Below are 25186 nucleotides of genomic sequence, written 5' to 3'. Positions count from 1 at the left end.
GGCCGCGCCGGCGGCGGCGAATTCACAGCTGCCGCGCCTGTTCGCGCAGCAGATACTTCTGGATCTTGCCCGTGGCGGTTTTGGGCAACGGGCCGAACACGAAAGTGCGCGGCACCTTGAAACCGGCCAGGCGGCCCCGGCAGAAGCTGGTCAGTTCTTCCGCCGTCGCGGCGCTGCCATCCTTCAGCGTGACGAAGGCGCAAGGCGTCTCGCCCCACTTGGCGTCCGGCCGCGCCACCACGGCGGCTTCCAATACGGCGGGATGCCCGTACAACGCATCCTCGACCTCGACGGTCGAGATGTTCTCTCCGCCTGATATCACGATGTCCTTGGCGCGGTCCTTGACCTGCAGATAGCCGTCGGGATGCACCACGGCCAGATCGCCGGTATGGAACCAGCCTCCGGCGAAGGCTTCCGCCGTGGCCTGCGGGTTCTTCAGATAGCCCTTCATGAGCGTGTTGCCGCGCATCATGATTTCGCCCACGGTGACGCCGTCCGGCGGCACGGGCGCCAGCGTGGCGGGATCCAGCACGCGGACCTGTTCCATCGTGTGCTTGCGCACGCCGATGCGGGCCTTCAGCGCAGCCTGCTCATCCAGCGGCAGATCGCTCCAGGCCTCGTGCCAGGCACAGCTGATCGACGGACCGTAGCTCTCCGTCAGGCCGTACAGATGCGTGACGTCTATGCCCAGTTCGTCCATCGCCGCGATGACGGCGGCCGGAGGCGGAGAGCCGCCGATGAGCGCCTGCACCGGCCGGATCGCGCGCCGCTTGATTTCGGGCGGGCTGTTGATGAGCATGCCCAGCACCACCGGCGCGGCGCAGAAATAATCGACCCCATTCGCCTGGATGGCGTCGAAAATGGCGCCGGCCTCGACCCGCCGCAGGCAGACATTGGTTCCCGCCAGCAGCGCGATGGTCCAGGGAAAGCTCCAGCCATTGCAGTGGAACATCGGCAAGGTCCAGAGATACACCGCATGCTGGCGCATATCGCAGGCCAGGGCGTTGCCCATCGCATTCAGATAGGCGCCGCGATGGTGGTACAGCACGCCCTTGGGGCTGCCGGTGGTGCCGGAGGTGTAGTTCAGGCACAGCGACTGCCATTCGTCCGCCGGCCAGGGGAACCCGGCCGCCGCGTCGCCCGTCTCCAGCAGGGCTTCGTAGTTCATTTCCCCGAGCAGTTCGCCCGGCCCGCCGTATTCGGGATCGTCGATGTCCACCACGCGGATGCGCCTGCGGGTCTTGGCCAAGGCCTGCGCCATGACGGGAGCGTACTCCCGGTCCGTCAGCAGCACCACCGCGGCGCCATGATCCAGGATGAAGGACAGTGTTTCGGCGTCCAGCCGGGTGTTCAGGGCATTGAGCACCGCGCCCGCCATGGCGACCCCGAAATGGGCCTCGTACAGCGCCGGGATATTGGGCGCCATCACGGCCACCGTATCGCCGGGCCGCACCCCCAGGCGCGCCAGCCCGCTGGCCAGCCGGCGGCAGCGTGCATAGGTTTCGCGCCAGCTCTGGCGCAGCGCGCCATGGACGATGGCAGTGCGTTCCGGATAGACCTTCGCCGCGCGCTCGATGAAGGTCAGCGGCGAAAGCGCCAGATGGTTGGCGCTGTTGCGTTCGATATCCAGGACTTGCAGGTCGGGGGTGTCGGCGGGCATCGGAGTCTCACAGTATCGAAACGCTCACCACGCCCTTCAGGCGTCGGCTGGCGGGGTCAGGCCGCGCAGCGTCGCGCGCAGCAGGGAATCGCTCAGGTCCGCATCCGCCTGCATCAAACGCTGCAGCAGGCGGTCAGGGCTGTCGCCGGGAGTCTCCAGATGCCAGCCATACAGGTGCAGCCCGTTCAGCACATAGGCATCGTCCAGGCCTTCCAGCACGGCATGCCGGCGCGGCGCGCGCGCGGACGGCGGCAAGGCATTGTCGGCGCAGTCCGCGACGAGGATGGAAGTCGGCCTGGAAAAGTAATCCGCCACCCGCACGCGGGCCTCTTCCAGCCGGCGTAGCGCCGCGGCATCCAGAGGTTCATCCGCCAGCCGCACTTTGAGCAGCAGGTTGCGTTGATCGAGTTCAACGATGTGCAGGTCTTTCTCGACCCAGTCCGCATGCACTGGCGCGCTCTTGCGGCGGAAGACTTCCGCGGCCGCCAGCCCCGCTCCCAGGCCTTCGCCAGCTAGCAGCTGCTTGAAAAAGTCGCGCTCGGCCATGGCGCGGTCCAGTTCCTGCAATTCCAGGTCGAGCGCATGGCGCTCGCGCAGGCATTGCGCGCGACGGGCGTGCAATTGCTCGTCTGCCGGGCCGCGCTGCAGATCCAGCCACCCCGCCAGGCGCACGCCGCTGCGCTGGCCCAGGCGTTCGATGCAGCGGCGCAGCTCCTGCAGAAACAGCGCCGCGCCCGCTTCGTCCTGCGCCAGATCCGGCGCCAGCGCCGGAAGCAGCAGCAGGCGGCCCGGCGGCTCACTGGCGTAGCTTGCCAGCGTCATGCCCTGGCCGTCCTCGAGTATGCCCGCGCCCGGCGCCTCGACCAGAGTCGCGCAGGGCTGGAAACAGCGCGCGGCTTCGGTGAAGAGCGTGCGGAAAGGCTCGCCCGCCTGGCGCGGCAGCGCAGCGCCGTCGATCGGCTGGCTGCGCACCCGCCGCGGCCAGAGCGGATCGGACCAGTCGTAAGGAAGAATGTCCTGCAAAGTATGCACGCCCACCGTGCGCGGCGCGGGCACCAACGCCACCAGGGTGCCGCCCGCGGCCAGCAGGCGCTTGAATTGTTCGCGCCAATGGCGGCTGGTGGCCAGCAGCCATTCCGACGCGCCCACCCCCAGCACCGGCGGATCGGTGCGTTCGCAGGCCGCCTCCAGCGCGGGGTACAGGCCGGCGGGATTCCATATGAGCACGTCCGCCCGGTCCAGCGAGGCGGGCTGATCAAAGGACAGAACGGCATCCAGGCTGTGGGGCGGGAGCGCCAGCGCAAGGTCGAGCGTAGAAATATTCATATCGCTAATCCGTACTTGACTTTCGAAATCAATATATCATAAAGTCTAGTTAACTAGACAAATATACAAATCCTATATACATATTCCGGAAACCAGCTGTCATGTCCACTCTTACGAACGTCCGCAGCGAGTCCCCCGTCTCCAGCAGCCCCGTGGCGCTGGACCGCGACTCCCCTCTGCCGCTCTATGTGCAGATCAAGCGGCGCGTGCTGATGATGATCCTGAACTGGCAGCAGGAAAGCGACCGCTTCCACACCGACCACGAGCTGAGCGAACAATTCAACGTCAGCCGCATGACGGTGCGCCAGGCCATCCAGGAACTGGTGGACGAAGGCTATCTGCGGCGGGTCCGCGGTTCCGGCACCTTCGTCTGCGCCCCCAAGATCGACGAGCAGTTCAGCCCGGCCATGGACTTCATCGACCAGTGGTCCGCACACGGCCGTCCCCTCAGCCTGCGGGTGCTGCACTGCGCGCAGGAACCGGCCTCGGCCGTCGTGGCGCGCGAACTGGACGTGGCGCCCGGCACCCCGGTCTGGAGCATCCTGCGCCTGCGCACGGTCCAGCAGGTGCCGATCTCGATCGACTACCGCTATGTGCGCACCGACCGCATCCCGCACATCGACGCCCGCCAGGCCGAGGCGGGCTCCCTGCTGGAGCTGATCGGCCGCCAGGTCGAGCTGGCCTACGGCAACCTCAAGATCGAGGGCGGCGCGGTGCAGGCCGAACATGCCGATTACCTCAGCCTCCTGCCCGGCGATCCCGTCCTGACGCGGCACCTGGTGTATTTCGACAAGCAGGACCGGCCGGTCATGTCCGGCCTGTCGCATTACCGCGCGGACCAGGTCCGGTACTCGGTGCGCGTACCGCTGCAGAACGGCGCAGGCAAGACGGACCAGGTGTCGGACTCGCTCGAGTTCCGCAACCCACCCGGCGTGGCGGAGGCCTAGCCGACTACGTTTTCGCTGTTCGTGGAAGTTGCTGCACCCCCTTAAATCCCGCATCAGGCACAGGAGTAGCACCATGACTTGCTTAAAGACGTTTCTGGAGTTCTCGCGCCGCGCGGCCATCGCGCTGCCGGCCGCCGCGCTGATGCTGGGCATGCACGCCGCCAGCGCGCAGGATACGGTGCGGATAGGATCCATCCTGTCCGTGACCGGTCCCGCCGCCTTCCTCGGCGAAGACATGAAGGCCGGCATGGAAATGGCCATCGACGACATCAATGCCGCCGGCGGCATCGGCGGCAAGAAAGTCGAATGGGTGTTCTACGACGCCGAAAGCCAGACCGCCAAGGCCATCAACGCCACCAAGCGGCTGCTGTCCCAGGACAAGGTGGACATCATCGTCGGCGGCGGCAACATGAGCGGCATCGCCATGGCCATGGTGCCGATGGTGGACAAGGCCGCCACGCCCTTCATTTCCACCGAAGGTTCGATGCAGATCGTGATGCCGGTGGCCGAACGCAAGTACGTGTTCAAGAGCACCGTGGACGACGACCAGGTGATCGACCGGGTGCTGGACTACTTCGACAAGAAAGGCATCAAGCGCGCCGCCCTGCTGGCCGACAACAGCGGCTTCGGCCAGAGCGCCGTCGAACAGATGAAGCGGCTTGCCGCCAAGCGCGGCATCGACATCACGTATGAATCCTTCAACCCCGCCGACACCGACCTGACTCCGCAGCTCACGCGCATCAAGAATGCGTCGGTGCAGGCCATCATCTGCTGGACCGTCACCCCGGCTGGCGTGGTGTTCATCAAGCAGGCGCAGCAGCTGGGCCTGGACAAGCTCACCCTGGTGCACAGCTACGGTTTCGTCGACCAGCGCTACATGAAGCTGGCCGGCGACTCGGTCAAGGACCTGCTGCTGGTCAGCGTCAAGTTCCCGGTGGGCCAGGACCTGCCCGACGCCGACCCGATCAAGACGCGCATCGTGGACCTCAGCAAGCGCTTCGAGGCCCGCTACAAGCGCAAGCCCAACCAGTTCGTGGCCCAGACCTACGACGCCATCATGCTGGCACGCGCCGCCCTGGACAAGAGCGGCGGCGACAAGGAAAAGACCCGTGAACAGCTGACCGCCATCACCGGCTACCAGGGCGTGGGCGGGGTCTTCAATTTCTCGCCCCAGCGCCACTCGGGCCTGGATAAGGACGACATCGTCATGCTGGGCTACCGCGACGGGCAGTTCCGGCTGGCCGACTACAAGTAAAGCAGTTCCATCTCCGCAACCTCCACTCACGCGCGCCGCGGGCGCTGCAAACCAGGGAGTGCAGTCATGAACGTAGCAAGCGCCGAGCCGCGTACGATCCTGGACGATCCGGAAAGCATCTTTCCGCTGGACCTGGACACCCGGATCCCCAAGATCCGCGACCTCTACCACCTGGCAACGGTCAAGCAGTGGGACCCGCGCACCGACATCGACTGGCATCTGTTCGACGCCTCGCAGTACACGCCCGAGCAGCGCTACGCGGCCCGCCAGTACTGGAGCCGCCGGGCCTGGAGCGAATACGGCGCCATCTCGGAAAGCCCTGCCCTGCAGATCCGCTTCTGCCACGACAAGTGCGAACCCGACCTGCGGCTGTTCTTCACCATCCGCTCACAAGAGGAAAGCCGCCACGCCGAAGCCTGCTACCGCATGGCCGAAGCGCTGGGCGGCTACATGGAGCAGCCGGCCCAGGCCGCCTACCAGGGCTCCGTCGCCACCCATGGCGTGCGCAAGATGGCGCTGGATCCCGAGGTGTCGGTCGAGGCCATTCTCGCGGCGCTGGTCTGCGCCGCCGAGGAAATCGCATTCGACGTCTTCCGCCACCTGGTCGAAATCACCCGCGATCCCGTCGCCAAGCAGATCTGCGCCCGCATCATGCGCGACGAGGTTCGGCACTGCGCGTTCGGCTGGCGCTTTCTCGACCACCGCATTCCGCAGATGTCCGCCGCCGAAATCAAGGTGGTGGAAAACGCCGTGATCAACATGATGGAAAAGGTCGAGCTCAACGGCTATCACAGCGCATGGCTGGCGCCCGACAATCCGGCTTCTCGCGCCGAAATGGAAGTGGACCGACTCACCTGGGAAGCCGGCCTGGGTTCCACGGTCGAAGAACTGGAGAAGCCCCTGTTCGTTGAAACCGTGCAGCGCGTGCGCCGCCAGATGGAGCCTTGGGGCGTGCATCTGCCCCTGCTGCACCACCCGAAGATCGGCGAATTCTGAACGCGAGGAAACCCGACATGAACGCAGCCACGACAAGAATTCCCGTTGAGCGCCGCTTCCCGCTGACGCTCAAGCAGTCCATCACCTCGATCCGCGAACTTTACGAAACCGGCAAGCAGCAGCGCTGGGCGCCGGAGACCGATATTCCCTGGGCCAGCCTGGATCCAGGCGCCCTCGACGCGCAAGTCCGCGATGCGGCGCGCCTGACCTGGAGCCGCCGCGCCTGGGTGGAATACGCCGGCTTGAGCGAAACGCCGGCGCTGCTGGTGCGCCTGTGCCTGGAGAGCGGCCGCGAGTCCGACCCCAAGTACTTTCTCACCGTGCGCAACACCGAGGAAGCCTGGCAGATCGAGTGCTTCCACCGCTACGCCACCTTGCTGGGCGGCTACCTGAACCGCCCGCCCAGCCCGCAGCAGGAAGCCATCTTCAACCAATGCCGGCACCGCCAGGTACTGGATGCCGCCTGCCATGCCGACGCCTTCTTCACCACGCACGCCGCGGTGGAAGACGGCCTGGAGCTGGAACTGTTCCGGGCCTACCTGGAGAACGCCCGGGAACCCGTTGCGCGCCGCATCCTGGAACAGTGCGTGCAGGCCAAGGAGCGTCACGCCACCTTCGGCTGGCTCTATGTGGCCGAACGCGCCGCGGCCTGGTCCGACGCCGACCGCGCCGCCGTGGCGCAGGCCGTGTCGGGCTATCTGAACGAGGTCGAACTGCGCGGCTACCACTGCCCCTGGCTGGCAGAGCCCGACGGCGCCGAAAGCCGTGCCAACGCGCTGACGGCCGAAGCGGGCCTGGGCGCTGCGTCCGCAGACCGGGAGTATGAGGTCCTGTGGTCGTACCTGGAGACGGTGACGCGGCGCCTGGCCGAGTTCGGCGTCGAACTGCCCGGCATCGCGCTCACCTCGCGCCGTCCCAACTGAGCGGCGCCGGGGCTTCGCCATGGACATGTCCGCGCAAATCATCCAACTGCTGGTCGCCGGCATCACCACCGGCAGCATCTACGCCATCGTGGCGGTGGGATTCAACGTCATATTCAAGAGCACCGACGCCATCAACTTCGCCCAGGGCGAATGGGTCATGATGGGCGGCATGGTGGCGGCCGCCTGTTATGCGGTCGCCGAACTGCCGCTCTGGCTGTCCTGTCTGGCGGCGGTGGCCCTGGTGGCCTTGGCGGGCGGCCTGTCCGAACGCCTGGTGATCCATCCGCTGAAAAAGCCCGCGCCCCTGCTGGTGACGCTGCTCAGCATCGGCCTGGCCATCTGTACCAAAAGCCTGGTGATGCTGGGGCTGGGCAAAACGCCGATGGGCTATCCCGCATTCTCGGGCGACACGCCGGTGCCGCTGGCGGGCGCGCAGATTCCGCCGCAGAGCTTCTGGGTGATGGGGGTGGCGCTGCTCTTCATGTTGGGCACGCATTTCTTCTTCGAACGCACCCTGCTGGGCAAGACCTTGCGCGCGACCGCCATCGACCGAGACGCCGCCGCGTTGGTCGGCATCAACGTGCGGCGCTCGGTGACGGTGGCCTTCGTGCTCGCGGCTCTGGCCGGCGGCATCGCGGGCGTGATCATCGCGCCGCTGACCTTCACCTCCTATGACCACGGCACCATGCTCGGCTTCAAGGGCTTCAGCGCGGCCATGCTGGGCGGGCTGGGCAGTTTGCAGGGCGCCTTGCTTGGCGGCGTGCTGCTGGGCGTGATCGAGGCGCTGGGAGGCGGTCTGATTTCCTCGCAATACAAGGACGCGCTGTCCTTCATCGTGCTGTTGCTGGTGCTGTTCTACCGTCCCCAGGGCTTGCTGGGCAAAGCCGAAATCAACAAGGTCTGAAGGGGGTGACGATGAAATCCGAAATCCATCCGCCCGGGGACGGCGCGCGCCACGACCTGCGCATCCTGCTGGCGCTGTGGGGCCTGTTCCTCCTGTTTCCGCTGGTGGCGCCGAACAGCTATGCCGTAGGCCTGGCGGTGACGTTCAGCATCAACCTGATGCTGATCGCCAGTCTCAACCTGCTGATGGGCTACTGCGGGCAGATATCCATGTGCCAGGCCGGCTTCTTCGGCCTGGGCGCCTATGTCAGCGGCGCCTTGTCGGCCAAGTACGGCCTCCCCGCACTCGCCTCCATCCCGGCCGCGCTGGCGGTCGCAAGCACGGCGGCGCTGTTGATCGCCCTGCCCGTGCTGCGGCTGCGCGGTCACTACCTGGCGATGGCAACGCTGGGATTCAACGCCATCCTGTCGGTGCTGTTCGTCGAACTGGTGGACTACACCGGCGGCCCCAACGGCCTGTCGGGAGTCGAGCCCATCACCATCGCGGGCTATGCCTTCGATACCGACCGGCGCTTCTTCTACCTGGCCTGGGCCGCGGGCCTCCTGCTGATGTGGGGCTTCCTCAACCTGACCCGCTCGCGCATCGGCCGCGCCATGATCAGCGTGGCCGGCAGCGAGGTCGGCGCGGCCAGCCTGGGCATCAACACCTATGCGCTCAAGGTGGCGGTGTTCGTGCTTTGCGCCGCGGTGGCGGCCCTGGCGGGTACGTTCTATGTCCATTTCAACCAGTTTGCATCGCCGGAAACCTTCAGCTTCTCCGCATCGGTGCTGCTGCTGGTCATGGTCGCGGTCGGAGGCTGGGGCAAGTACTGGGGGCCCTTGTTCGGCGCGCTGGTCTACACCGCCGCGCCCGAACTGCTGCGCGCCTTCCACGACGTGGAGCTGCTGCTGTTCGGGCTGGGCATGATCCTGGTCCTGATGTTCTTCCCGGGCGGGCTGGCGGGACTGGCGCAGCGGCTGTGCCGGCGTTCCGCAAGCCTGCCCGCATCCCCGGTGGCGGCAACGAAGGGAAAGGTGCGCCATGGCTGATCACGATTTCCTGTCGGTGCGGGACCTGGGCATCAATTTCGGCGGACTGGCCGCGCTTGCCGACCTGTCCTTCGATCTGAAGCAAGGGCAGATCAAGGGGCTCATCGGTCCCAATGGCGCGGGCAAGAGCACCTTGTTCAACATCGTGGCGGGGCTGCTGCAGCCGGGCAACGGCGACGTTTGCTTTCGCGGCCGCTCGGTGCGGGGCCTGCCGCCGCACCAGCGCGTCAGGCTGGGCATCGCCCGCACCTTCCAGAACCTGCAGATCTTCAAGGACCTGACGGTGCTGGAGAACGTCATGGTGGGCTGCCATGCGCGCTTCGGCTCCGGCCTGTGGGCCTGCATGCTGCGCACGCCCCGCCAGCGCCGCGACGAGCGGCAGATGCGCGACATCGCGATGCAACGGCTGGAGCAGCTGCATCTGGCCCGCCAGGCTGATGTGCTGGCTGCGGACCTGAGCTTCGGCCAGGCCAAGATCCTGGAAATCGCCCGCGCCCTGGCCGCCGATCCCACCTTGCTGCTGCTGGACGAACCCGTCGCGGGCGTGCCGCATGCCGAAGTGGCGCAGGTGGCCCAGGTCATACGCGAAGTGAACGCCAGCGGGGTAACCGTGCTGCTGGTCGAGCACAACATGAGCTTCGTCATGCAGCTGTGCGACGACATCCTGGTCCTGAACTACGGCCGCAAGATCGCCGAAGGCCAGGCCGACGCGGTGCGCGTCGATCCCCTGGTCCTGAAGGCCTATCTCGGGGAGGACATGCCCGATGCTTGAAATCACCAATCTGTGCGCCTCTTATGGGGCCGGCGACGTCCTGCGGGAAACCAGCCTGGAGATTCCCGCCGGGCAGATAGGCTGCCTGCTAGGCGCCAACGGCGCCGGCAAGACCACGGTCATGCGCAGCCTGAGCGGCCTGCTGCGCCCCCTGCGCGGCAGCGTGCGCTTCGAGGGCGAAGCGATAGAGGCGCTACCCGCCGACCGCATCGTCGACCGCGGCATCGTGCTGGTGCCCGAAGGCCGGCGCGTCTTCGCACCGCTGTCGGTCATCGAAAACCTGGAAATGGGCGGCTACAAACTGCTCAAGCAACGCCGCCAATCCGAGTTCCGCCGCAACCTCGACTTCGTCCTGGACCTGTTCCCGCGGCTGTCCGAGCGCGCCCGCCAGGCTGCGGGAACGCTGTCCGGCGGCGAACAGCAGATGGTCGCGATCGGCCGGGCCCTGATGAGCAGCCCGCGCCTGCTGATGCTGGACGAACCGTCCATGGGCCTGGCGCCCCTGGTCGTGAAGGACATCTTCCTGTCGCTGCGGCGGCTCAAGCAGGAAGGACTGACGCTGTTCATCGCCGAACAGAACGCCAGGCTGACCTTGAGCGCCGCGGACTACGGCTACGTGCTGCAGGAAGGCCGGGTGGCGTATTCGGGCAGCGCCCAGGCGCTGCGCGACGATACACGGGTACAGGCCGCCTATCTGGGCGCCTGACAGGAGACAGGTGAAGCGATGACGTGTTCTTCCCAGGAGCAGGCGATCGATCCGGAGCAGGAAGCGCAGTACAACCTGCGCGCCCGGCACCCCGAACGCGAGGAAATCTACTTTACCTATGCGCGCCGCAGCGCCGACACGCGCAGCCGGCGCGAGGCGCGCCTGGACCTGCGCTTCGGCGAGCGGCCCTCGAGCGTGCTGGACCTGTTCGTTCCCGACCACGTGCCGGCGCCGCCGCTGCTGGTCTTCATCCATGGCGGCTATTGGCGCGCCCTGGACAAGCACGGCTTTTCGTTCATCGCCGACGAGTACCTGGCGCGCGGCGTCGCGGTGGCGCTGCCCAACTACACGCTGGCGCCGCACGCGAGCGTCTCCGAGATCGTCGACGAAGCCTGTACGGCCGTCTCCTGGCTGACCGCGCAGGGAGAGCGCCACGGCTACGACGCCAGCCGCATCGTGCTGTCCGGCCATTCCGCCGGCGGGCACATGGCCGCCCGCGCGCTGTGCCGGGACCTGGTGCCCGCCCTGGCGGGCAGGATACGCGGCTACGTGGGCTTGAGCGGACTGTTCGATCTGGAGCCGCTGCTGCGCACTTCCATCAACCGCGATCTCCACATGAGCGCGGCCGAAGCCCGCAGCCTGGGGCTGTACCAACGCGTCGCGTTGTACGAAGTGCCCATGGTGTTCGCCGCCGGCGCGCTGGAAACCGAGGGCTTCCGCGGCCAGAGCCGGGATTTCTCGCAGCATTGCGCCAGCCATGGCCACGAGGTGGAGAACCTGGTGGTGCCGCAGCGCAACCATTTCGATCTGCTGACCGATTTCGCGGGCGGAAGCTATCCGCTGTTCAACAAGACGCTCGATCTGCTGCTGCCCGGCGCGGGCCGGGCCTGATCTTTCACGAGGAGTCCCTATGGCAGGCCAACCACTCAATCCCGCGGGCGTCTGCGCTCCGCTGGGCCCCTACAGCCAGGGCGTGCTGACCGAAGGCCCCGGACGCTGGCTGCACATTGCCGGCCAGGTGGGAGTATCGTCGGAGGGCGCGCTCGCCCAAGGCTTCGAAGCCCAGGCCCATGCCGCCTGGCGCAACATCCAGGCCATGCTGGAGGCTGTGGGGATGAATGCGGGCGATCTGGTCAAGGTCGTGACCTACATCACGGATGAAAGCCAGTTGCCGCTGCTCGGCCCCGTCAGGCTGGCCTATCTGAGCGAGGCCCGTCCCGCCGCGACGCTGGTCGTGGTGCGCGCCCTGGCGCGGCCCGAGTGGCTGATCGAAGTGGAAGCGTCGGCGTACAAGCCTGCATGACCCGCGCGGCGGCATCGCCGGAAGGAGGATGAGCATGTTCGAGGACCTACGCAACAAGCGGGCCCTGGTGACCGGCGCCTTTGGCGGACTGGGCGCGGAGTTCGCGCGCACCCTGTCCGCCGCGGGCGCGCATGTGGCGCTGGCCGGGCGCAGGCTGCAGGCCGGCGAGCAGCTGGCCGCGGAACTGGCCGCCGCCGACCGGCAGGCCTGCGCCATCGCGCTGGACGTGACCCAGCCCGACAGCGTCGCGGGTCTGTTCGATACCGCATCCGAGCGCCTGGGCGGCGCCATCGACATCCTGGTCAACAACGCCGGCATTACCACCGCGCGCCCTGCGCTGGAACACAGCGAAGCCGACTGGATGGACGTGATCGACGTCAACCTCAACGGCACCTGGCGGGTGGCGCAGGCAGCCGGACGCCACATGCAGGCGCACGGCGGCGGCAGCATCATCAACATCGCTTCCATCCTGGGGCTGCGGGTGGCCCAGCAGGTTCCCGCCTACGCTGCCTCCAAGGCCGCGCTGATCCAGCTGACGCAGGCCCTGGCGCTGGAATGGGCGCGCCACGGCATCCGCGTCAATGCGCTGGCGCCAGGCTACATAGAAACCGACCTGAACCGCGAATTCTTCGCCAGCGACGCGGGGCAGGCGCTGATCCGGCGCGTGCCGCAGCGCCGGCTCGGGCAGGCGCGGGAGCTGTCGGCTCCCCTGCTGCTGCTGGCTTCCGACGCCTCTTCCTTCATGACCGGATCGGTCCTGGTGGTGGACGGCGGACACCTCATTTCCACGCTTTGACTCCGGGACGCAATATGGACTTCAGCCTCACGCCAGAAATCGAAAGTTATCGCCTGCGCATCAAGGACTTTGTCGAGACGCACATCCTGCCGGTGGAGGCGGATCCGTCCTCCTACGACGAACACGAGAACATCCGCGAGGAAGTCCTGCAGCCGCTGCGCCGCCGCGCGCGCGAAGCCGGTCTGTGGGCCCTGCAGATGCCGCGCGAACGCGGCGGCCAGGGCCTGTCGCGCGTCGGCATGGCGGCCTGCTACGAGGAAATGAACGTGTCGATCTTCGGACCCGTGGTGTTCAACAGCGCGGCGCCCGACGACGGCAACATGATGGTGCTGGAAAAGGTCGCCACCGAGGCGCAGAAGGCGCGCTGGCTGCAACCCATCGTGGACGGCAAGGTGCGCTCCTCGTTCGCCATGACCGAACCGCATCCCGGCAGCGGCTCCGACCCTTCCATGATGCGCACCACCGCCACGCTGCAGGACGGCAAGTGGCGGGTGCATGGCAAGAAATGGTTCATCACCGGCGCCGGCGTGGCGCAGCACTTCATCCTGATGGCCAATACCTCGGACGATCCGCGCAAGGGCCTGACGGCCTTTCTGTTCGACGCGGACCAGCCCGGCTGGCGCATCGAGCGGCGCATTCCCATCATGGGCCCGGAGGAACACGGCGGCCATTGCGAACTGGTATTCGACGGACTGGAGATTCCTGACGAAAACCGCCTGCTCGGCGTGGGCGACGGTCTGAAGGTCACGCAGATCCGCCTGGGGCCCGCGCGGCTGACGCATTGCATGCGCTGGCTGGGGCTGGCCCGCCGCTCGCTGGCGATCGCGCGCGAGTACGTGGCGACCCGGCAGAGCTTCGGCACCGCGCTGGCCGAACGCGAAGGCGTGCAATGGATGCTGGGCGAATGCGCCATGGCGATCGAAATCGGCCGCCTGCTGACGATGCGCGCCGCGGTCGCCCTGGACCAGGGCAGCTACGCACGCAAGGAAGTCTCGATGGCGAAGATCGTCGTCTCCGAAACGCTGCACAAGGCGGTCGACACCGCCATCCAGCTGACCGGCGCGCGCGGCTATTCACGCGATACGGCGCTGGCCTGGATCTACCGCTACGCGCGTCAGGCCCGGCTGGTCGACGGCGCCTCGGAAGTGCACAAGATGGTGCTGGCTCGGTTCCTGATGGACGAAGGCGACGACTTCTGGCGTTGGCAGGCGCAGGACGCGGCCGGGGCGCAATCGTGACGGGCGCGGCGGCGGACGCCATCGACGGCCAGGACGCGCTGGCCGCCTACCTGGTGCGCGCAGGGTATGCGGGACGGGCGGAGGAAGTGGCGCTGCGCCGCCTGGCCGGCGGCCAATCGAATCCGACCTACGTCGTGACCACGGACAAAGGCCAGTACGTGCTGCGCAAGCAGCCCGCGGGCAAGCTGCTGCCCTCGGCGCACGCCATCGACCGGGAATTCCAGGTGATGCGGGCGCTGCAGCGCAGCGACGTGCCCGTGCCGCGCATGCTGGACTATTGCGCCGATGACAGCCTGCTCGGCACGCCCTTTTATCTGATGGACTACGTGCAGGGACGCAGCTTCGTCGACCCCGCCCTGCCGGGCCTCGCGCCGGCCGAGCGCGCCGCCATCTACGCGGAAACCAGCCGCGTGCTCGCGGCCCTGCATCAACTGGATTACGCGGCCCTGGGCCTGGAAAGCTATGGCCGTCCAGGCAACTACTACGCGCGCCAGATATCACGCTGGACGCGGCAATACCGCGAAAGCCGGCCGGCGGCCGACCTGCCCGCCATGGAAGCGCTGATCGACTGGCTGCCGCGCAACATTCCCGCCAGCGACGAAACGCGCCTGGTGCATGGCGATTTCAGGCTGGACAACCTGATCTTCCATCCCACCGAACCCCGCGCGCTGGCCCTGCTGGACTGGGAGCTTTCGACACTGGGCCACCCGCTGGCGGACCTGGCCTACTACAGCATGTGCTGGCGCGTATCGCCGCAGCTGTGGCGCGGCGTGGCCGGCTCCGACCTCGCCGCGCTGGGCATCCCCGGCGAGGACGAAGTCGTGGCCGCGTATTGCCGGGCGCGCGGGCTTGCGGGGGTGTCCGATTGGGGCTTTTATCTCGCCTACAGCTTCTTCCGCATGGCCGCCATCCTGCAAGGGGTTGCCGCGCGCGCCTCGGGCGGCAATGCCGCAGCCGACGACGCCCGGTCCATGGGCGCCAAGGTGGAACCGCTGGCCGAGCTGGGATGGGAGTGCGCGCGCAACGGCAGCGCGGGTTGACGCAACGGCGTCAAGGAGCGGGCTGAAAGCGCCAGGCGGCGGACTGGCGTCCGCGGCGCAACCGCTCTATAACCTGATAATCGCGCCGGCGCGTCAGCCGGACGCCCCCAATTCCCCCGCATCCATGACCCAGACCTGCTCCCTGGCGCTGCAACCCGCCACCGAAGACGACCTGCCCTTCCTGCTCACCCTGCGCAAGACCACCATGCAGGAACACCTGCAGCGCGCGGGCGCTCCCCTGGATGACGACCACCATCTGGCCCGCATCCGTTACCGTTTCGAGGACGCCCGCATCGTCTGGCTGGACGGCCGGCCCGCCGGCCTGTTCAAGCACGGCCGGGACCCGGCAGGCTGGCGCATCGTGCAGATCCAGATCGATCCCGCCTTCCAGGGCCGCGGGCTGGGCCGCCGCCTGCTGGAGGGCGTGCTGGACGAGGCCGACGCCGAGGGCGTCCCCGTCACCCTGAGCGTGCTCAAGGGCAACCCTGCCCGGCGCCTCTATGAAGCGCTGGGCTTCATCCCCGTGGAGGAAACCGACCTGGAATATGAAATGCGTCACGAACCCGGCGCGGTCCGGCCGGCCGGCTGACCCTTTGCAACTTCTTTCAGCCCGGCTGGAATAAAGCCGGGACCGGCAGCGTCTGTAGGGGGCAGTCTCCCACTTTCCCTATCTACGTACGAGGCACACCATGCGCAAACACATCGCCGCAGCCCTGGCCATCTCCGCCGCCGCCCTGTTTTCGGCCGGCGCCCAGGCCCAGGCCGTCAAGACCCAGGACGGCATGCTGGTCAACAGCGCCGGCATGACGCTTTACACCTTCGACAAGGATGCCGGCGGCAAGAGCGCCTGCAACGACCAGTGCGCCAAGATCTGGCCGCCCGTCATGGCCAGCGCCGACGCCAAGCCCATGGGCGACCTGACCGTCATCACCCGCGACGACGGCAGCAAGCAATGGGCCAGCAAGGGCAAGCCGCTGTACACCTATGCCAAGGACGCCAAGGCGGGCGACAAGACCGGCGACAACTTCAAGGAAGTCTGGCACGTTGCCAAGCCCTGATACGGTGTCCGCCATCACACGCAGCAACCCATGCGCGCCGAAGACGAAGCCCTGATCCTGGCCTGCATCCCCAGCCTGCGGCGCTATGCCCGCGGGCTGACGGGCGACCCCCACCGGGCCGACGACCTGGTCCAGGACACGCTGGAGCGCGCATGGAGCCGCTATTCGCGCTGGCAGCGGCGCGGCGAGCTGCGCGCCTGGATGTTCGGCATCATGCATAACCATTTCATCGACGGCGTGCGCGCCAGCAACCGGCGGGCCGAACAGACCGCCCCGGGCGAACTGCCCGACGCCCCGGTGCGCGCCACGCAGACAGACCACCTGGAGGTGCGCGACCTGGACCGCTGCCTGCAAACCCTGCCCGCCGAACAGCGGGAAGTGCTGTTGCTGATATGCGTGGAAGACCTGTCCTATCAGGACACCGCCCGGATACTGGACGTGCCGATGGGCACGGTCATGTCGCGCCTGTCGCGCGCCCGCGAAAAACTGGGCGCGCTGATGCAGGCGCGCGACACCGTCAGCAAGCTCCATCGCGTGAAATGACATGAACGAGAAACGCCTCCATGCGGTGCCCGGCGCGGGCACCCCGATTACCGAAGCCGACCTGCATGCCTATGCGGACGGCCAGTTGCCGCCCACGCGCCGCGCCGAGGTCGAAGCATTCCTGGCCTCCCATCCGCAAGACCAGGCCCGCGTCGACGAATGGCGCGAGCAACGACGCCTGCTGCACGCCATGCTGGACCCGGTGCTGGACGAGCCGCTGCCGCTGCGCCTGCCCCTGGCGCGGCCCTCGAACCCCTGGCCCTGGCGGGCCCTGGCCGCCGGCGTGGCGATCGCCGCCATCAGCGCCAGCGCCGCCTGGATCTCGCGCGGCGCCATGGACGCCCGCCAGCTGCAGGCCGCACTGGCGACCGCCGCGCCCGAACGCATTGCGGGCGGCTATGCCCAGCGCGCCGCCATCGCCCACGCGGTCTACGCGCCCGACATGGGCCGGCCCGTGGAGGTCGGCGCCGATAACGAAAAAGGCCTGGTGACCTGGCTGACCAAGCGCATGGGCGCGACCATGCGCCCGCCGTCCCTGTCGCAGGCCGGCTATGAACTGGTGGGAGGCCGCCTGCTGCCCGGCGGCGCGGGACCGGTCGCGCTGTTCATGTACGGGGCGGCCGACGGCCAGCGCCTGACGCTGTACGTCACCCGCGAAGCCGCGGGCGGGCAGACGGCATTCCAGTTCACCCAGGAAGGCCCGGTGCGGGTGTTCTACTGGGTCGAAGGACAGTTCGGCTATGCGCTGTCCGGCGCAGTCAGCCGCGACGAGCTGCTGCGCGTGTCGCAGGAGGTCTACCAGCAGCTGCAGGGCTAGTCGGGCAGCGCCAGGCCCCGGCCGCCCGCGTGCTCGCGCGCCTGGTGCAGCATGTGCAGCGTAATCTTGCGCACCTCGGCGCGGCTCATGCCGATATGCGAACGCAGCATGCGCGTGGCCTCGTCGGCCCGCCGCGCCAGCACCGCGCGCAGGATGGCGGCGTGCTCATCATAAGTGGCGTCCACGCGGAAATCCTTGGTGAAGTCCAGCCGCCGCACGATGCGTATCTTCTCGGTCACGTCGCGATGGATCTGCGCCATTTCGGGATTGCCGGCAGCGGCCACCAGCGAACAATGAAAAGCCTCGTCCAGTTGCGCCACCAGCCGCCCGTCCAGAATGCGCTGGCGCGGCGGCGCCAGCCACACGTCCTTCAGCGCGCCCAGCATGCCTGCCTCGTCCATGTGCTCGCGCGCGCACAGCCGTTCGACCGCAGCCTCTTCCAGCACCACGCGCACGTCATACAACGCCTCGAAGCGTTCGAAGTCAAAGGGCCGCACCTGCCAGCCGCTGCGGGGACGCGGCAGCACGTAGCCTTCGCGCTCCAGCCGCGCCAGTCCCAGCCGCACCGGCGTGCGGCTGACGCCCAGCCGCGCCGCCACCTCGGCCTCGGTGAAGCGCTCGCCCGGCAGCACGCGGAAGTCGAACAGGTCGTCTTTCAGCCGCTGATAGACCTGGTCGGCCAGCGAACCGGCCAAGGCCGGCGTCTGGCGGATGGCGGGAGCGGCCAGCGCGGATTCCAGGCGCATGGTCAGGCTACGGGGCAGGTCGCGTCTTCGGCCAGAACGATGAGCGGGTCGCCCGCGTTCACCGGTTTGCCCGGCACGCAGCGGATCGCGACCACGGTCCCCGACGCCGGCGCGATGACGGACAGCTCCATCTTCATGGCCTCGACCACCACCAGCGTGTCCCCCGCCGATACGCTCTGACCCACCTGCACCGGGATCTTCCAGACGTTGCCGCACATGTCGGCGCTGACCAGGCTTTCGCCTTCGCGCAAGGCCGCTTCGGCTTCGGGCTCGGGTCCGGCCGCCGCTTGCTCCACCGCGGCATCTTCTGTTTTCCACAAGGCCACCTCGGCGTCGAAGGCGCTCTTCTGGCGTGTCTGGAACGCGGCGATGCTGTCGGCTTCTTCCTCCAGGAAGCGCTGGTGCGCCGCGAAATCGAACACCTCTTCCTCGATGCGGACCGTGGCCCGGCCTTCGCGGAAGTCTTCGCGCAGCACATCGAGTTCAGCTTCCGTCACCGGATAGAAGCGCACCTGATCGAAAAAGCGCAGCAACCAAGGCTTGCCGTCCTGGAACACAGGGTTCTTCAGAAACTTGTTCCAGATGGGCAAGGTGCGTCCGACCAGCTGATAGCCGCCGGGCGAATCCATGCCGTAGATACACATGTAGACCCCGCCTATGCCTACCGTTCCTTCGGCGGTGTAGGTGCGAGCCGGGTTGTACTTGGAGGTCAGCAGGCGGTGGCGCGGATCTATCGGCACCGCGCAGGGCGCGCCCAGGTAAACGTCGCCCAGGCCCATGATCAGATAGCTGGCGTCGAACACGATGTCGCGGACCTGCCTGCGGCTGGCCAGGCCATTGATGCGCTGGATGAAGTCCACGTTGTTGGGCAGCCACGGCGCGCTGGCGCGCACGGTTTCCTGATAGCGCTGCACCGCGCCCAGCGTGGCCGAGTCCTCGAACGCCATGGGCAGGTAGACCACGCGGGTAGGCACCTTGAGCGTGGCCACGTCGGCCAGGCCCGCCTCGATCCGCAACAGGCGTTCTATCAGCGCGCCCTGCAGGATGACGCGGCTGTCGTAGCGGATCTGCAGCGAGCGCACGCCCGGCGACAGCTCCAGCACGCCGGCGATGGGCTCGGCGTTGAGCGCCTCCATCAGCAGATGGATGCGCATGCGCAGCGCGAGGTCCAGCACGTTGTCGCCGTACTCCAACAGCAGGTAGCCATCGCCCGCCTGGCGGTAGGAAACCGAAGGGCGTGCGCCCTCGGCCGGCAGCGCCGCGATGATGGGTTCCGCCACGGTGGCCGGCGCCACAGCCCGCTCTGTCTGCGCGGGCGCCGCCAGTTCGGCCACGCAACGGTCCTGCGCCGCCTCCAGCGCCACCGCCTGCTGATAGTCGATGCGCACGAAGCGGATCCGGTCGCCCGGTTTGACCTGCCCGACCTTCCACAGTTCGGCGCGGGCGATGGTGACGGGGCAGACGAAGCCGCCCAGGCTGGGGCCGTCGCGCGTCAGGATCACGGGGCTGTCGCCGGTGAAGTTGATGCTGCCGATGGCGTATTCGCAATCGTGGATATTGGACGGATGCAGGCCCGCCTCGCCACCGTCCTCGCGCGCCCAAGTTGGTTTGGGGCCGATCAGGCGCACGCCCAGCCGGTTGGAGTTGTAGTGCACTTCCCAGTCCGCGGCGAAGAAGGCCTCAATGGCTTCGGGCCGGAAGAAATCCGGCGCGCCGTGCGGGCCGTAGAGCACGCCGATTTGCCAGGTGTTGCCATAGGCCGGAATCAAGCCGGCGGGCGCGGCCTGCGGTTCGGACACAGGTGCGGTGGCACCGCAGTCCCGCTCAGGACGGATCCGCGGCAGCATGTCGCCCACGCGCAAGGTGCGGCCGGCATGCCCTCCAAACTGGCCCAACACGAAGGTGGAGCGGCTGCCCAGGTAGACCGGCACGTCCAGGCCGCCGCGCACCGCCAGATAGCTGCGGCAGCCCGACAGCGCGCGGCCGGTCGTCAGCACCTGGCCGGAACGCACGGCCACCGGCGTCCACATGGGCACGGGCTCGCCATCCAGGGTGGCGGCGCAGGCCGCTCCCGTCAGCGCCACGACGGCATCGCCGTGAAAGCGCAAGGTCGGGCCGACCAGCGTGGCCTCGATGCCCGCTGCGTCGGACGCGTTGCCGACGATGCGGTTGGCCATGCGGAAGGCATAGTCGTCCATCGGGCCCGAGGGCGGCACGCCGATGTCCCAGTAGCCCACCCGCCCAGGGTAGTCCTGCACGCTGGTGTAGGTGCCTGCCGCCAGCACCTCGATCGCCGCGGGCCGGTAGGCAAAGGTTTCAAGGAAGCGCGTGGACAGCTCGCCTGCGCGAAAACGCGCGTCATCCACGATCTGCCGCAGATAGTCCAGGTTGGTGGCGATGCCGTGCAGGCGCGTGCGGGCCAGCGCGTGCGCCAGCTTGTCCAGCGCGGCCTCGCGCGTGCCGGCATGCACGATCAGCTTGGCCAGCATGGGGTCGTAGAACGCCGGCACCTCGGTGCCGGTCGCGACCCAGCCGTCCACCCGCAGGCCTTCCGGAAAGAACACGTCGGTCAACACGCCAGGCGACGGCTGGAACTGGCGCAGCGGATCCTCGGCATACAGGCGCACCTCGATGGATGCGCCTTGCGGCGCGCGCGACATGGCGGCGTAATCCAGCGCTTCGCCCGCGGCCACGCGCAGCATGCACTCCACCAGGTCCAGCCCGGTGACGGCTTCCGTCACGGGATGCTCTACCTGCAAGCGGGTATTGACCTCCAAGAAATAGAAGCTGTCGCGCGCCGGGTCGTAGATGAATTCAACGGTGCCGGCGGAACGGTAGTTGACCGACTCGCCCAGCCGCACGGCGGCAGCGTGCAGCGCCTGGCGCGTGGCGGCGGGCAAAAGCGGCGCGGGCGTCTCTTCGATGACCTTCTGGTTGCGGCGCTGCACCGAGCAATCGCGCTCGCCCAGGGCCAGCACACGGCCGGCGCCGTCGCCGAAGATCTGCACCTCGACATGGCGCGCATTGTCGACGTAGCGCTCGATGAAGGCGCCGCCGTCGCTGAAGAAGTGCTCGCCCATGCGCTGTACGCTATCGAAGGCCGCAGTCAGCTCGGCCTCGTTGTCGCAGCGCGAAAGGCCGATGCCGCCGCCTCCCGCCGTGCTCTTTAGCATCACCGGATAGCCGATGCGTTCGGCCTGCGACAGCGCGGCGCCCAGACTGTCCAGCAGGCCCGTTCCCGGCGTCATCGGCACGCCGGCCTCGGCCGCCAGTTCGCGGGAACGGTGCTTCAGGCCGAACTCGCGGATCTGCAAGGGCGTAGGGCCGACGAACGCAATGCCCGCGTCTTCGCAGGCCTGCGCGAACTCGGCGCTTTCGGACAGGAAGCCGTAGCCGGGATAGATGGCTTGCGCGCCATGCTCGCGCGCGGCGGCCAGCAGCAGGTCCATGCGCAGGTAGCTGTCGGCGGCCTTTTCGCCGCCCAGAGCTACGGCCACGTCGGCCGCGCGCACGTGCGCGGCATTGCGGTCCGGGTCGGAGTAAACGGCCACGCTGCGGATGCCCAGCCGCTTGAGGGTGCGGATGGCGCGGACGGCGATCTCGCCGCGGTTGGCAATCAGAACGGTATCGAACACGGTGCGACTCCCTGGTGTCTTGCGGGTTATCGAAAGCGGAGATCAGGCCAGGCTGGCCAGGTAGGCGCGCCAGCCGCCGAACTCCGTGATGTCGCGCGCGCCCTCCAGGCCGCGCGGCTCGCAGATGAATCCCTTGACCTGGCGGCCGTCCGCCAGCTCCAGCGTGCCGATGCCCAGCGGCGCGGGGATCTCGGCCACGAAGGCGCCGAAGGCGGCCAGCGGTACGTCCCAGAGTTCGACCTCGATGGGCGCGCCGCTCGCGGACTTCACCAGTCCGGGCTTGGGCGGCGTGGTGTTGGCCAGGGCGTACAGGCGGTAATCGCCGGCCGTGCGCGCCGCTTCAACGAACACGGCGCGGCGCGAGGTCAGTTGGTGGTTCAGCGGCATGCCGCGCAGGTGCGCCCCCACGACCGACACGCGCACCGTGTCACGCGCGGGGAGGACCGCATGCTCGGCTGCGGGCAGCGGCGCACCGGTGGCGCCCAGCGGCAGCGCCAGACGCGCCTGCCACTGGCGTCCGAACTGCGCCAGCGCATGGTCCTGCCAAGCCATGCCGATCAGCGTGATGCCCGCGGGCAGGCCGTCGCCGCGCATGCCCGCCGGCAGCGCCAGCGCCGACAGGTCGGCCAGGTTCGTGAAGTTGGTGTAGATCCCCAATCTCGAGTTCAGCGTCACCGGATCGGCTTCGAGCTGGGCGATGGTGTAGATCGTGGGCGTAGTCGGCACCACCAGCGCATCAAAGCCCGCCAACGTCTGATGGATGCCGCGCGTCAGATCGGCGCGCCGGTACTCGGCTTTGAACGCGTCCAGCGCGCTGTAGTTGGCGGCCTGTTCGACGATGCCGCGCACCACCGGATGGATGGCCTCGGGGTTCTGCTTCCACAACGCTTCCACGACGGCAAAGCGCTCGGCCACCCAGGGCCCTTGGTACAGCAGCGCCGCCAGCTCGCTGAATGGCGTGAAGTCGATGGGTTCGACCGTTGCGCCGCTGGCCTTCAGGTCGCTCACGGCCTGATCGAACGCCGCCGCGGCCTGCGCATCGCCGAAAAATTCCAGCTGCGCGGGAATCGCCAGCCTGGGTTGCGCCGGCCAAGGATTTGCGCTCCCTACAGGCTGAGCGCGCGAATAGGGGTCGCGCGCGTCCCAACCCGCTGCAATGTCGGCTACCAGTTCGGCGTCGTCCACCGTCAGCGCGAACACCGACACGCAGTCCTGCGTGCGGCATGCCGGCACCACGCCTGCCGCGCTGAGCCGCCCCTTGGTGGGCTTGAGGCCCACGATGTTGTTGAACCCCGCCGGCACGCGGCCCGAGCCCGCCGTGTCGGTGCCCAACGAGAAAGCGGCCAGGCCGCGCGCCACCACGGAAGCCGAACCCGAACTGGAGCCGCCGCTGACGTAGTCCGGATTGAACGTATTGGGCACCGCGCCCAGCGGCGAACGCGTGCCCACCAGTCCGGTGGCGAACTGGTCCAGGTTGGTCTTGCCCACCAGGATGGCGCCGGCCGCGCGCAGGCGGGCGACCACGGTCGCATCTTCCTCGGGCGTGTACGCGAATTCCGGGCAGGCCGCCGTGGTGGGCCAGCCGGCGGCGTCGATATTGTCCTTGATGGCGAACGGCACGCCATAAAGCGGCAGCCGCGTCAGGTCGCCGTTGGCCGCTTCCAGCAGCCCTTGCAGGGCATCGAGCTGCCGCGCCAGCATGGCGCCGTCCACGCGCTTGATCCAGGCATTGTCTGGCGCGTTGCCGCGTTCGGCCCAGGCGGCCAACAGGGTCTCGGGCGTGGCGCCCTCATTGCGATAGGCGGCCTGCCACTGCGCGATCGTCCAGGCGACGGGGCCTTTGTGCGTTGCTACGGCGTTCATGCTGGAATCCTTTCTTGTATACAAGTACGGATTCCCAAGCAATCGGCGTGCCATGTCGGACGCCGCCCCGCGCCTGCCCCGATTCCCTGCGGCAAGGGGCCGCCTGCGGCACGAAGCCATCGCCGCGGCGCCACATGCGCGCACCGCCAGCGGGCGGCGCGCGCACCCATGTTGTGCACGCGGCACCAGATCGGCCCGTGCCGCCTGGCGCGCCGTCATCCGTGGCGCGCCCTTCGTCTACCCCCTTTCATATAGCGGACTGCGCGTGCCCGCGCGGTTGGCATGCCTTTTGCTTTTAGGTCCTCGTTGTCGTGTGTTTTCAGATCGTTCTCGCCGGCACGGCCGGCACATTCCAATCAGGAGTCACCATGAAACGCAGACTAGCCCTTAAGCAACTGACCGCCGTGAGCCTGTTGGCCATGTCCGGATGGATGCCGCAGGTACTCGCCGCCGAGGACACCATCAAGGTCGGCATCCTGCATTCGCTGTCGGGCACGATGGCGATCTCGGAAACGTCGCTCAAGGACGTGGCCCTGATGACCATCGACGAGATCAACGCCAATGGCGGCGTGATGGGCAAGAAGCTCGAAGCCGTGGTGGTGGACCCGGCGTCGAACTGGCCGCTGTTTGCCGAGAAGTCGCGCCAGCTGCTGTCCCAGGACAAGGTGGCGGTTGTCTTCGGCTGCTGGACCTCGGTGTCGCGCAAGTCCGTGCTGCCGGTGTTCAAGGAACTCAACGGCCTGCTCTTCTACCCCGTGCAATACGAGGGCGAGGAGCTCGAGAAGAACGTGTTCTACACCGGCGCAGCGCCCAACCAGCAGGCCATACCCGCCGTCGAATACCTGATGAGCGAAGACGGCGGCGGCGCCAAGCGCTTCGTGCTGCTGGGCACCGACTACGTCTACCCGCGCACCACCAACAAGATCCTGCGCGCCTTCCTGCATTCCAAGGGCGTCAAGGACAGCGACATCGACGAGGTCTACACGCCTTTCGGCCATTCCGACTACCAGACCATCGTCGCCAACATCAAGAAGTTCGCCACGGGCGGCAAGACAGCCGTCATCTCCACCATCAATGGCGACTCCAACGTGCCCTTCTACAAGGAGCTGGGCAATGCCGGCCTGAAGGCCACCGACGTGCCGGTGGTGGCGTTCTCGGTGGGCGAAGAGGAATTGCGCGGCGTGGATACCAAGCCGCTGGTGGGCCACCTGGCCGCGTGGAACTACTTCCAGTCGGTCAAGAACCCGGTGAACGACGCCTTCATCCAGAAATGGAAGGCCTATGCCAAGGCCAAGAACCTGCCCAACGCGAATACGGTGGTGACCAACGACCCGATGGAAGCCACCTACATCGGCATCCATATGTGGAAGCAGGCGGTGGAGCAGGCCAAGACCACTGACGTGGACAAGGTGATCGCAGCCATGGGCGGCCAGAAATTCAACGCGCCCGACGGCTACACCATCGAGATGGACAAGACCAACCACCACCTGCACAAGCCGGTCTACATCGGCGAAATCAAGGCGGATGGCCAGTTCAGCGTGGTGTGGAAGAGCAAGGGTCCGATCCGCGCCCAGCCCTGGAGCCCGTACATCCCGGGCAACGAAGGCAAGCAAGGTCTCTAACGCACCGG

Annotated in this window: 23 protein-coding genes; 18 read left to right on the top strand and 5 right to left on the bottom strand. The window is 67.6% G+C overall.

Annotated features, from left to right (window positions below; translation table 11 throughout):
- Positions 1-22: 22 nt before the first annotated feature.
- Together HV766_RS05815 and HV766_RS05810 are read right to left on the bottom strand one after the other, a co-directional pair.
- Positions 23-1660: an acyl-CoA synthetase gene (locus HV766_RS05815; protein ID WP_175180742.1), complete on the bottom strand. Its 1638-nt coding sequence runs from the start codon at positions 1658-1660 to the stop codon at positions 23-25.
- Positions 1661-1696: 36 nt separating this feature from the next.
- A complete protein-coding gene (locus HV766_RS05810; RefSeq protein ID WP_175180741.1) occupies positions 1697-2986 on the bottom strand; it encodes a hypothetical protein in 1290 nt (429 codons plus the stop codon).
- A 101-nt stretch (positions 2987-3087) separates the two neighbouring features.
- Between HV766_RS05810 and HV766_RS05805 the strand changes: the two genes are divergently transcribed.
- The 17 genes from HV766_RS05805 (at position 3088) to HV766_RS05725 (ending at position 17312) form a co-directional block, all read left to right on the top strand.
- A complete protein-coding gene (locus tag HV766_RS05805) occupies positions 3088-3933 on the top strand; it encodes a GntR family transcriptional regulator (protein ID WP_054451601.1) in 846 nt (281 codons plus the stop codon).
- Between the two features lie 73 nt (positions 3934-4006).
- Positions 4007-5188 (top strand): ABC transporter substrate-binding protein, encoded by a 1182-nt coding sequence (locus tag HV766_RS05800; protein WP_054451602.1) that lies wholly within the window; start codon positions 4007-4009, stop codon positions 5186-5188.
- Positions 5189-5254: 66 nt separating this feature from the next.
- The gene (locus tag HV766_RS05795; protein WP_119449233.1) at positions 5255-6184 is read left to right on the top strand and encodes a ferritin-like domain-containing protein; all 930 of its coding nucleotides are present in this window, start codon (positions 5255-5257) and stop codon (positions 6182-6184) included.
- A 17-nt stretch (positions 6185-6201) separates the two neighbouring features.
- On the top strand, positions 6202-7107 hold the full coding sequence (locus HV766_RS05790) for a hypothetical protein (RefSeq protein WP_054451604.1): 906 nt from the start codon (positions 6202-6204) through the stop codon (positions 7105-7107).
- A gap of 25 nt (positions 7108-7132) precedes the next feature.
- The gene (locus HV766_RS05785; protein ID WP_225588902.1) at positions 7133-8011 is read left to right on the top strand and encodes a branched-chain amino acid ABC transporter permease; all 879 of its coding nucleotides are present in this window, start codon (positions 7133-7135) and stop codon (positions 8009-8011) included.
- An 11-nt stretch (positions 8012-8022) separates the two neighbouring features.
- Positions 8023-9039: a branched-chain amino acid ABC transporter permease gene (locus HV766_RS05780; RefSeq protein ID WP_054451606.1), complete on the top strand. Its 1017-nt coding sequence runs from the start codon at positions 8023-8025 to the stop codon at positions 9037-9039.
- The gene (locus tag HV766_RS05775) at positions 9032-9811 is read left to right on the top strand and encodes an ABC transporter ATP-binding protein (protein ID WP_054451607.1); all 780 of its coding nucleotides are present in this window, start codon (positions 9032-9034) and stop codon (positions 9809-9811) included. The genes HV766_RS05780 and HV766_RS05775 overlap by 8 nt, the downstream gene beginning before the upstream one ends.
- Entirely contained in the window at positions 9804-10517 is a 714-nt protein-coding gene (locus tag HV766_RS05770; protein WP_175180740.1) for an ABC transporter ATP-binding protein, read from the top strand. The genes HV766_RS05775 and HV766_RS05770 overlap by 8 nt, the downstream gene beginning before the upstream one ends.
- Before the next feature lie 18 nt (positions 10518-10535).
- Positions 10536-11408, top strand: coding sequence for an alpha/beta hydrolase (locus tag HV766_RS05765; RefSeq protein WP_054451609.1), 873 nt, complete (start codon positions 10536-10538; stop codon positions 11406-11408).
- A 19-nt stretch (positions 11409-11427) separates the two neighbouring features.
- The gene (locus HV766_RS05760; protein WP_175180739.1) at positions 11428-11820 is read left to right on the top strand and encodes a RidA family protein; all 393 of its coding nucleotides are present in this window, start codon (positions 11428-11430) and stop codon (positions 11818-11820) included.
- A gap of 34 nt (positions 11821-11854) precedes the next feature.
- Complete coding sequence (locus tag HV766_RS05755) at positions 11855-12616, top strand: SDR family NAD(P)-dependent oxidoreductase (protein ID WP_175180738.1); 762 nt, start codon at positions 11855-11857, stop codon at positions 12614-12616.
- Positions 12617-12630: 14 nt separating this feature from the next.
- A complete protein-coding gene (locus HV766_RS05750; protein ID WP_175180737.1) occupies positions 12631-13854 on the top strand; it encodes an acyl-CoA dehydrogenase family protein in 1224 nt (407 codons plus the stop codon).
- Positions 13851-14894 (top strand): phosphotransferase, encoded by a 1044-nt coding sequence (locus HV766_RS05745; RefSeq protein WP_175180736.1) that lies wholly within the window; start codon positions 13851-13853, stop codon positions 14892-14894. Before HV766_RS05750 ends, HV766_RS05745 begins: the two co-directional genes overlap by 4 nt.
- A 124-nt stretch (positions 14895-15018) precedes the next feature.
- The gene (locus HV766_RS05740) at positions 15019-15483 is read left to right on the top strand and encodes a GNAT family N-acetyltransferase (RefSeq protein ID WP_054451612.1); all 465 of its coding nucleotides are present in this window, start codon (positions 15019-15021) and stop codon (positions 15481-15483) included.
- Between the two features lie 100 nt (positions 15484-15583).
- Positions 15584-15952, top strand: a complete 369-nt coding sequence (locus HV766_RS05735; RefSeq protein WP_054451613.1) for a COG4315 family predicted lipoprotein — start codon at positions 15584-15586, stop codon at positions 15950-15952.
- A gap of 30 nt (positions 15953-15982) precedes the next feature.
- On the top strand, positions 15983-16495 hold the full coding sequence (locus tag HV766_RS05730) for an RNA polymerase sigma factor (protein ID WP_175180735.1): 513 nt from the start codon (positions 15983-15985) through the stop codon (positions 16493-16495).
- Position 16496: 1 nt separating this feature from the next.
- On the top strand, positions 16497-17312 hold the full coding sequence (locus tag HV766_RS05725; protein ID WP_175180734.1) for an anti-sigma factor family protein: 816 nt from the start codon (positions 16497-16499) through the stop codon (positions 17310-17312).
- Here HV766_RS05725 and HV766_RS05720 read toward each other — a convergent pair.
- The 3 genes from HV766_RS05720 to atzF are packed head-to-tail and all read right to left on the bottom strand — an operon-like array spanning position 17309 to position 23556.
- Positions 17309-18058, bottom strand: coding sequence for a GntR family transcriptional regulator (locus HV766_RS05720; protein ID WP_175180733.1), 750 nt, complete (start codon positions 18056-18058; stop codon positions 17309-17311). The two genes, HV766_RS05725 and HV766_RS05720, sit on opposite strands and share 4 nt — an antisense overlap.
- A gap of 2 nt (positions 18059-18060) precedes the next feature.
- Complete coding sequence (uca, locus tag HV766_RS05715; protein ID WP_175180732.1) at positions 18061-21693, bottom strand: urea carboxylase; 3633 nt, start codon at positions 21691-21693, stop codon at positions 18061-18063.
- Between the two features lie 42 nt (positions 21694-21735).
- A complete protein-coding gene (atzF, locus tag HV766_RS05710) occupies positions 21736-23556 on the bottom strand; it encodes an allophanate hydrolase (RefSeq protein WP_175180731.1) in 1821 nt (606 codons plus the stop codon).
- A 368-nt stretch (positions 23557-23924) separates the two neighbouring features.
- Between atzF and urtA the strand changes: the two genes are divergently transcribed.
- Positions 23925-25178, top strand: a complete 1254-nt coding sequence (gene urtA / locus HV766_RS05705) for an urea ABC transporter substrate-binding protein (RefSeq protein WP_054451619.1) — start codon at positions 23925-23927, stop codon at positions 25176-25178.
- The last annotated feature ends 8 nt before the right edge of the window (positions 25179-25186 follow it).

The sequence above is a fragment of the Achromobacter aegrifaciens genome, from assembly GCF_902859735.1.
GTDB classification, from domain to species: domain Bacteria; phylum Pseudomonadota; class Gammaproteobacteria; order Burkholderiales; family Burkholderiaceae_B; genus Achromobacter; species Achromobacter aegrifaciens.
Note: the sequence above shows the minus strand (reverse complement) of the source record. Positions and strands in the feature narration are given on the sequence as shown.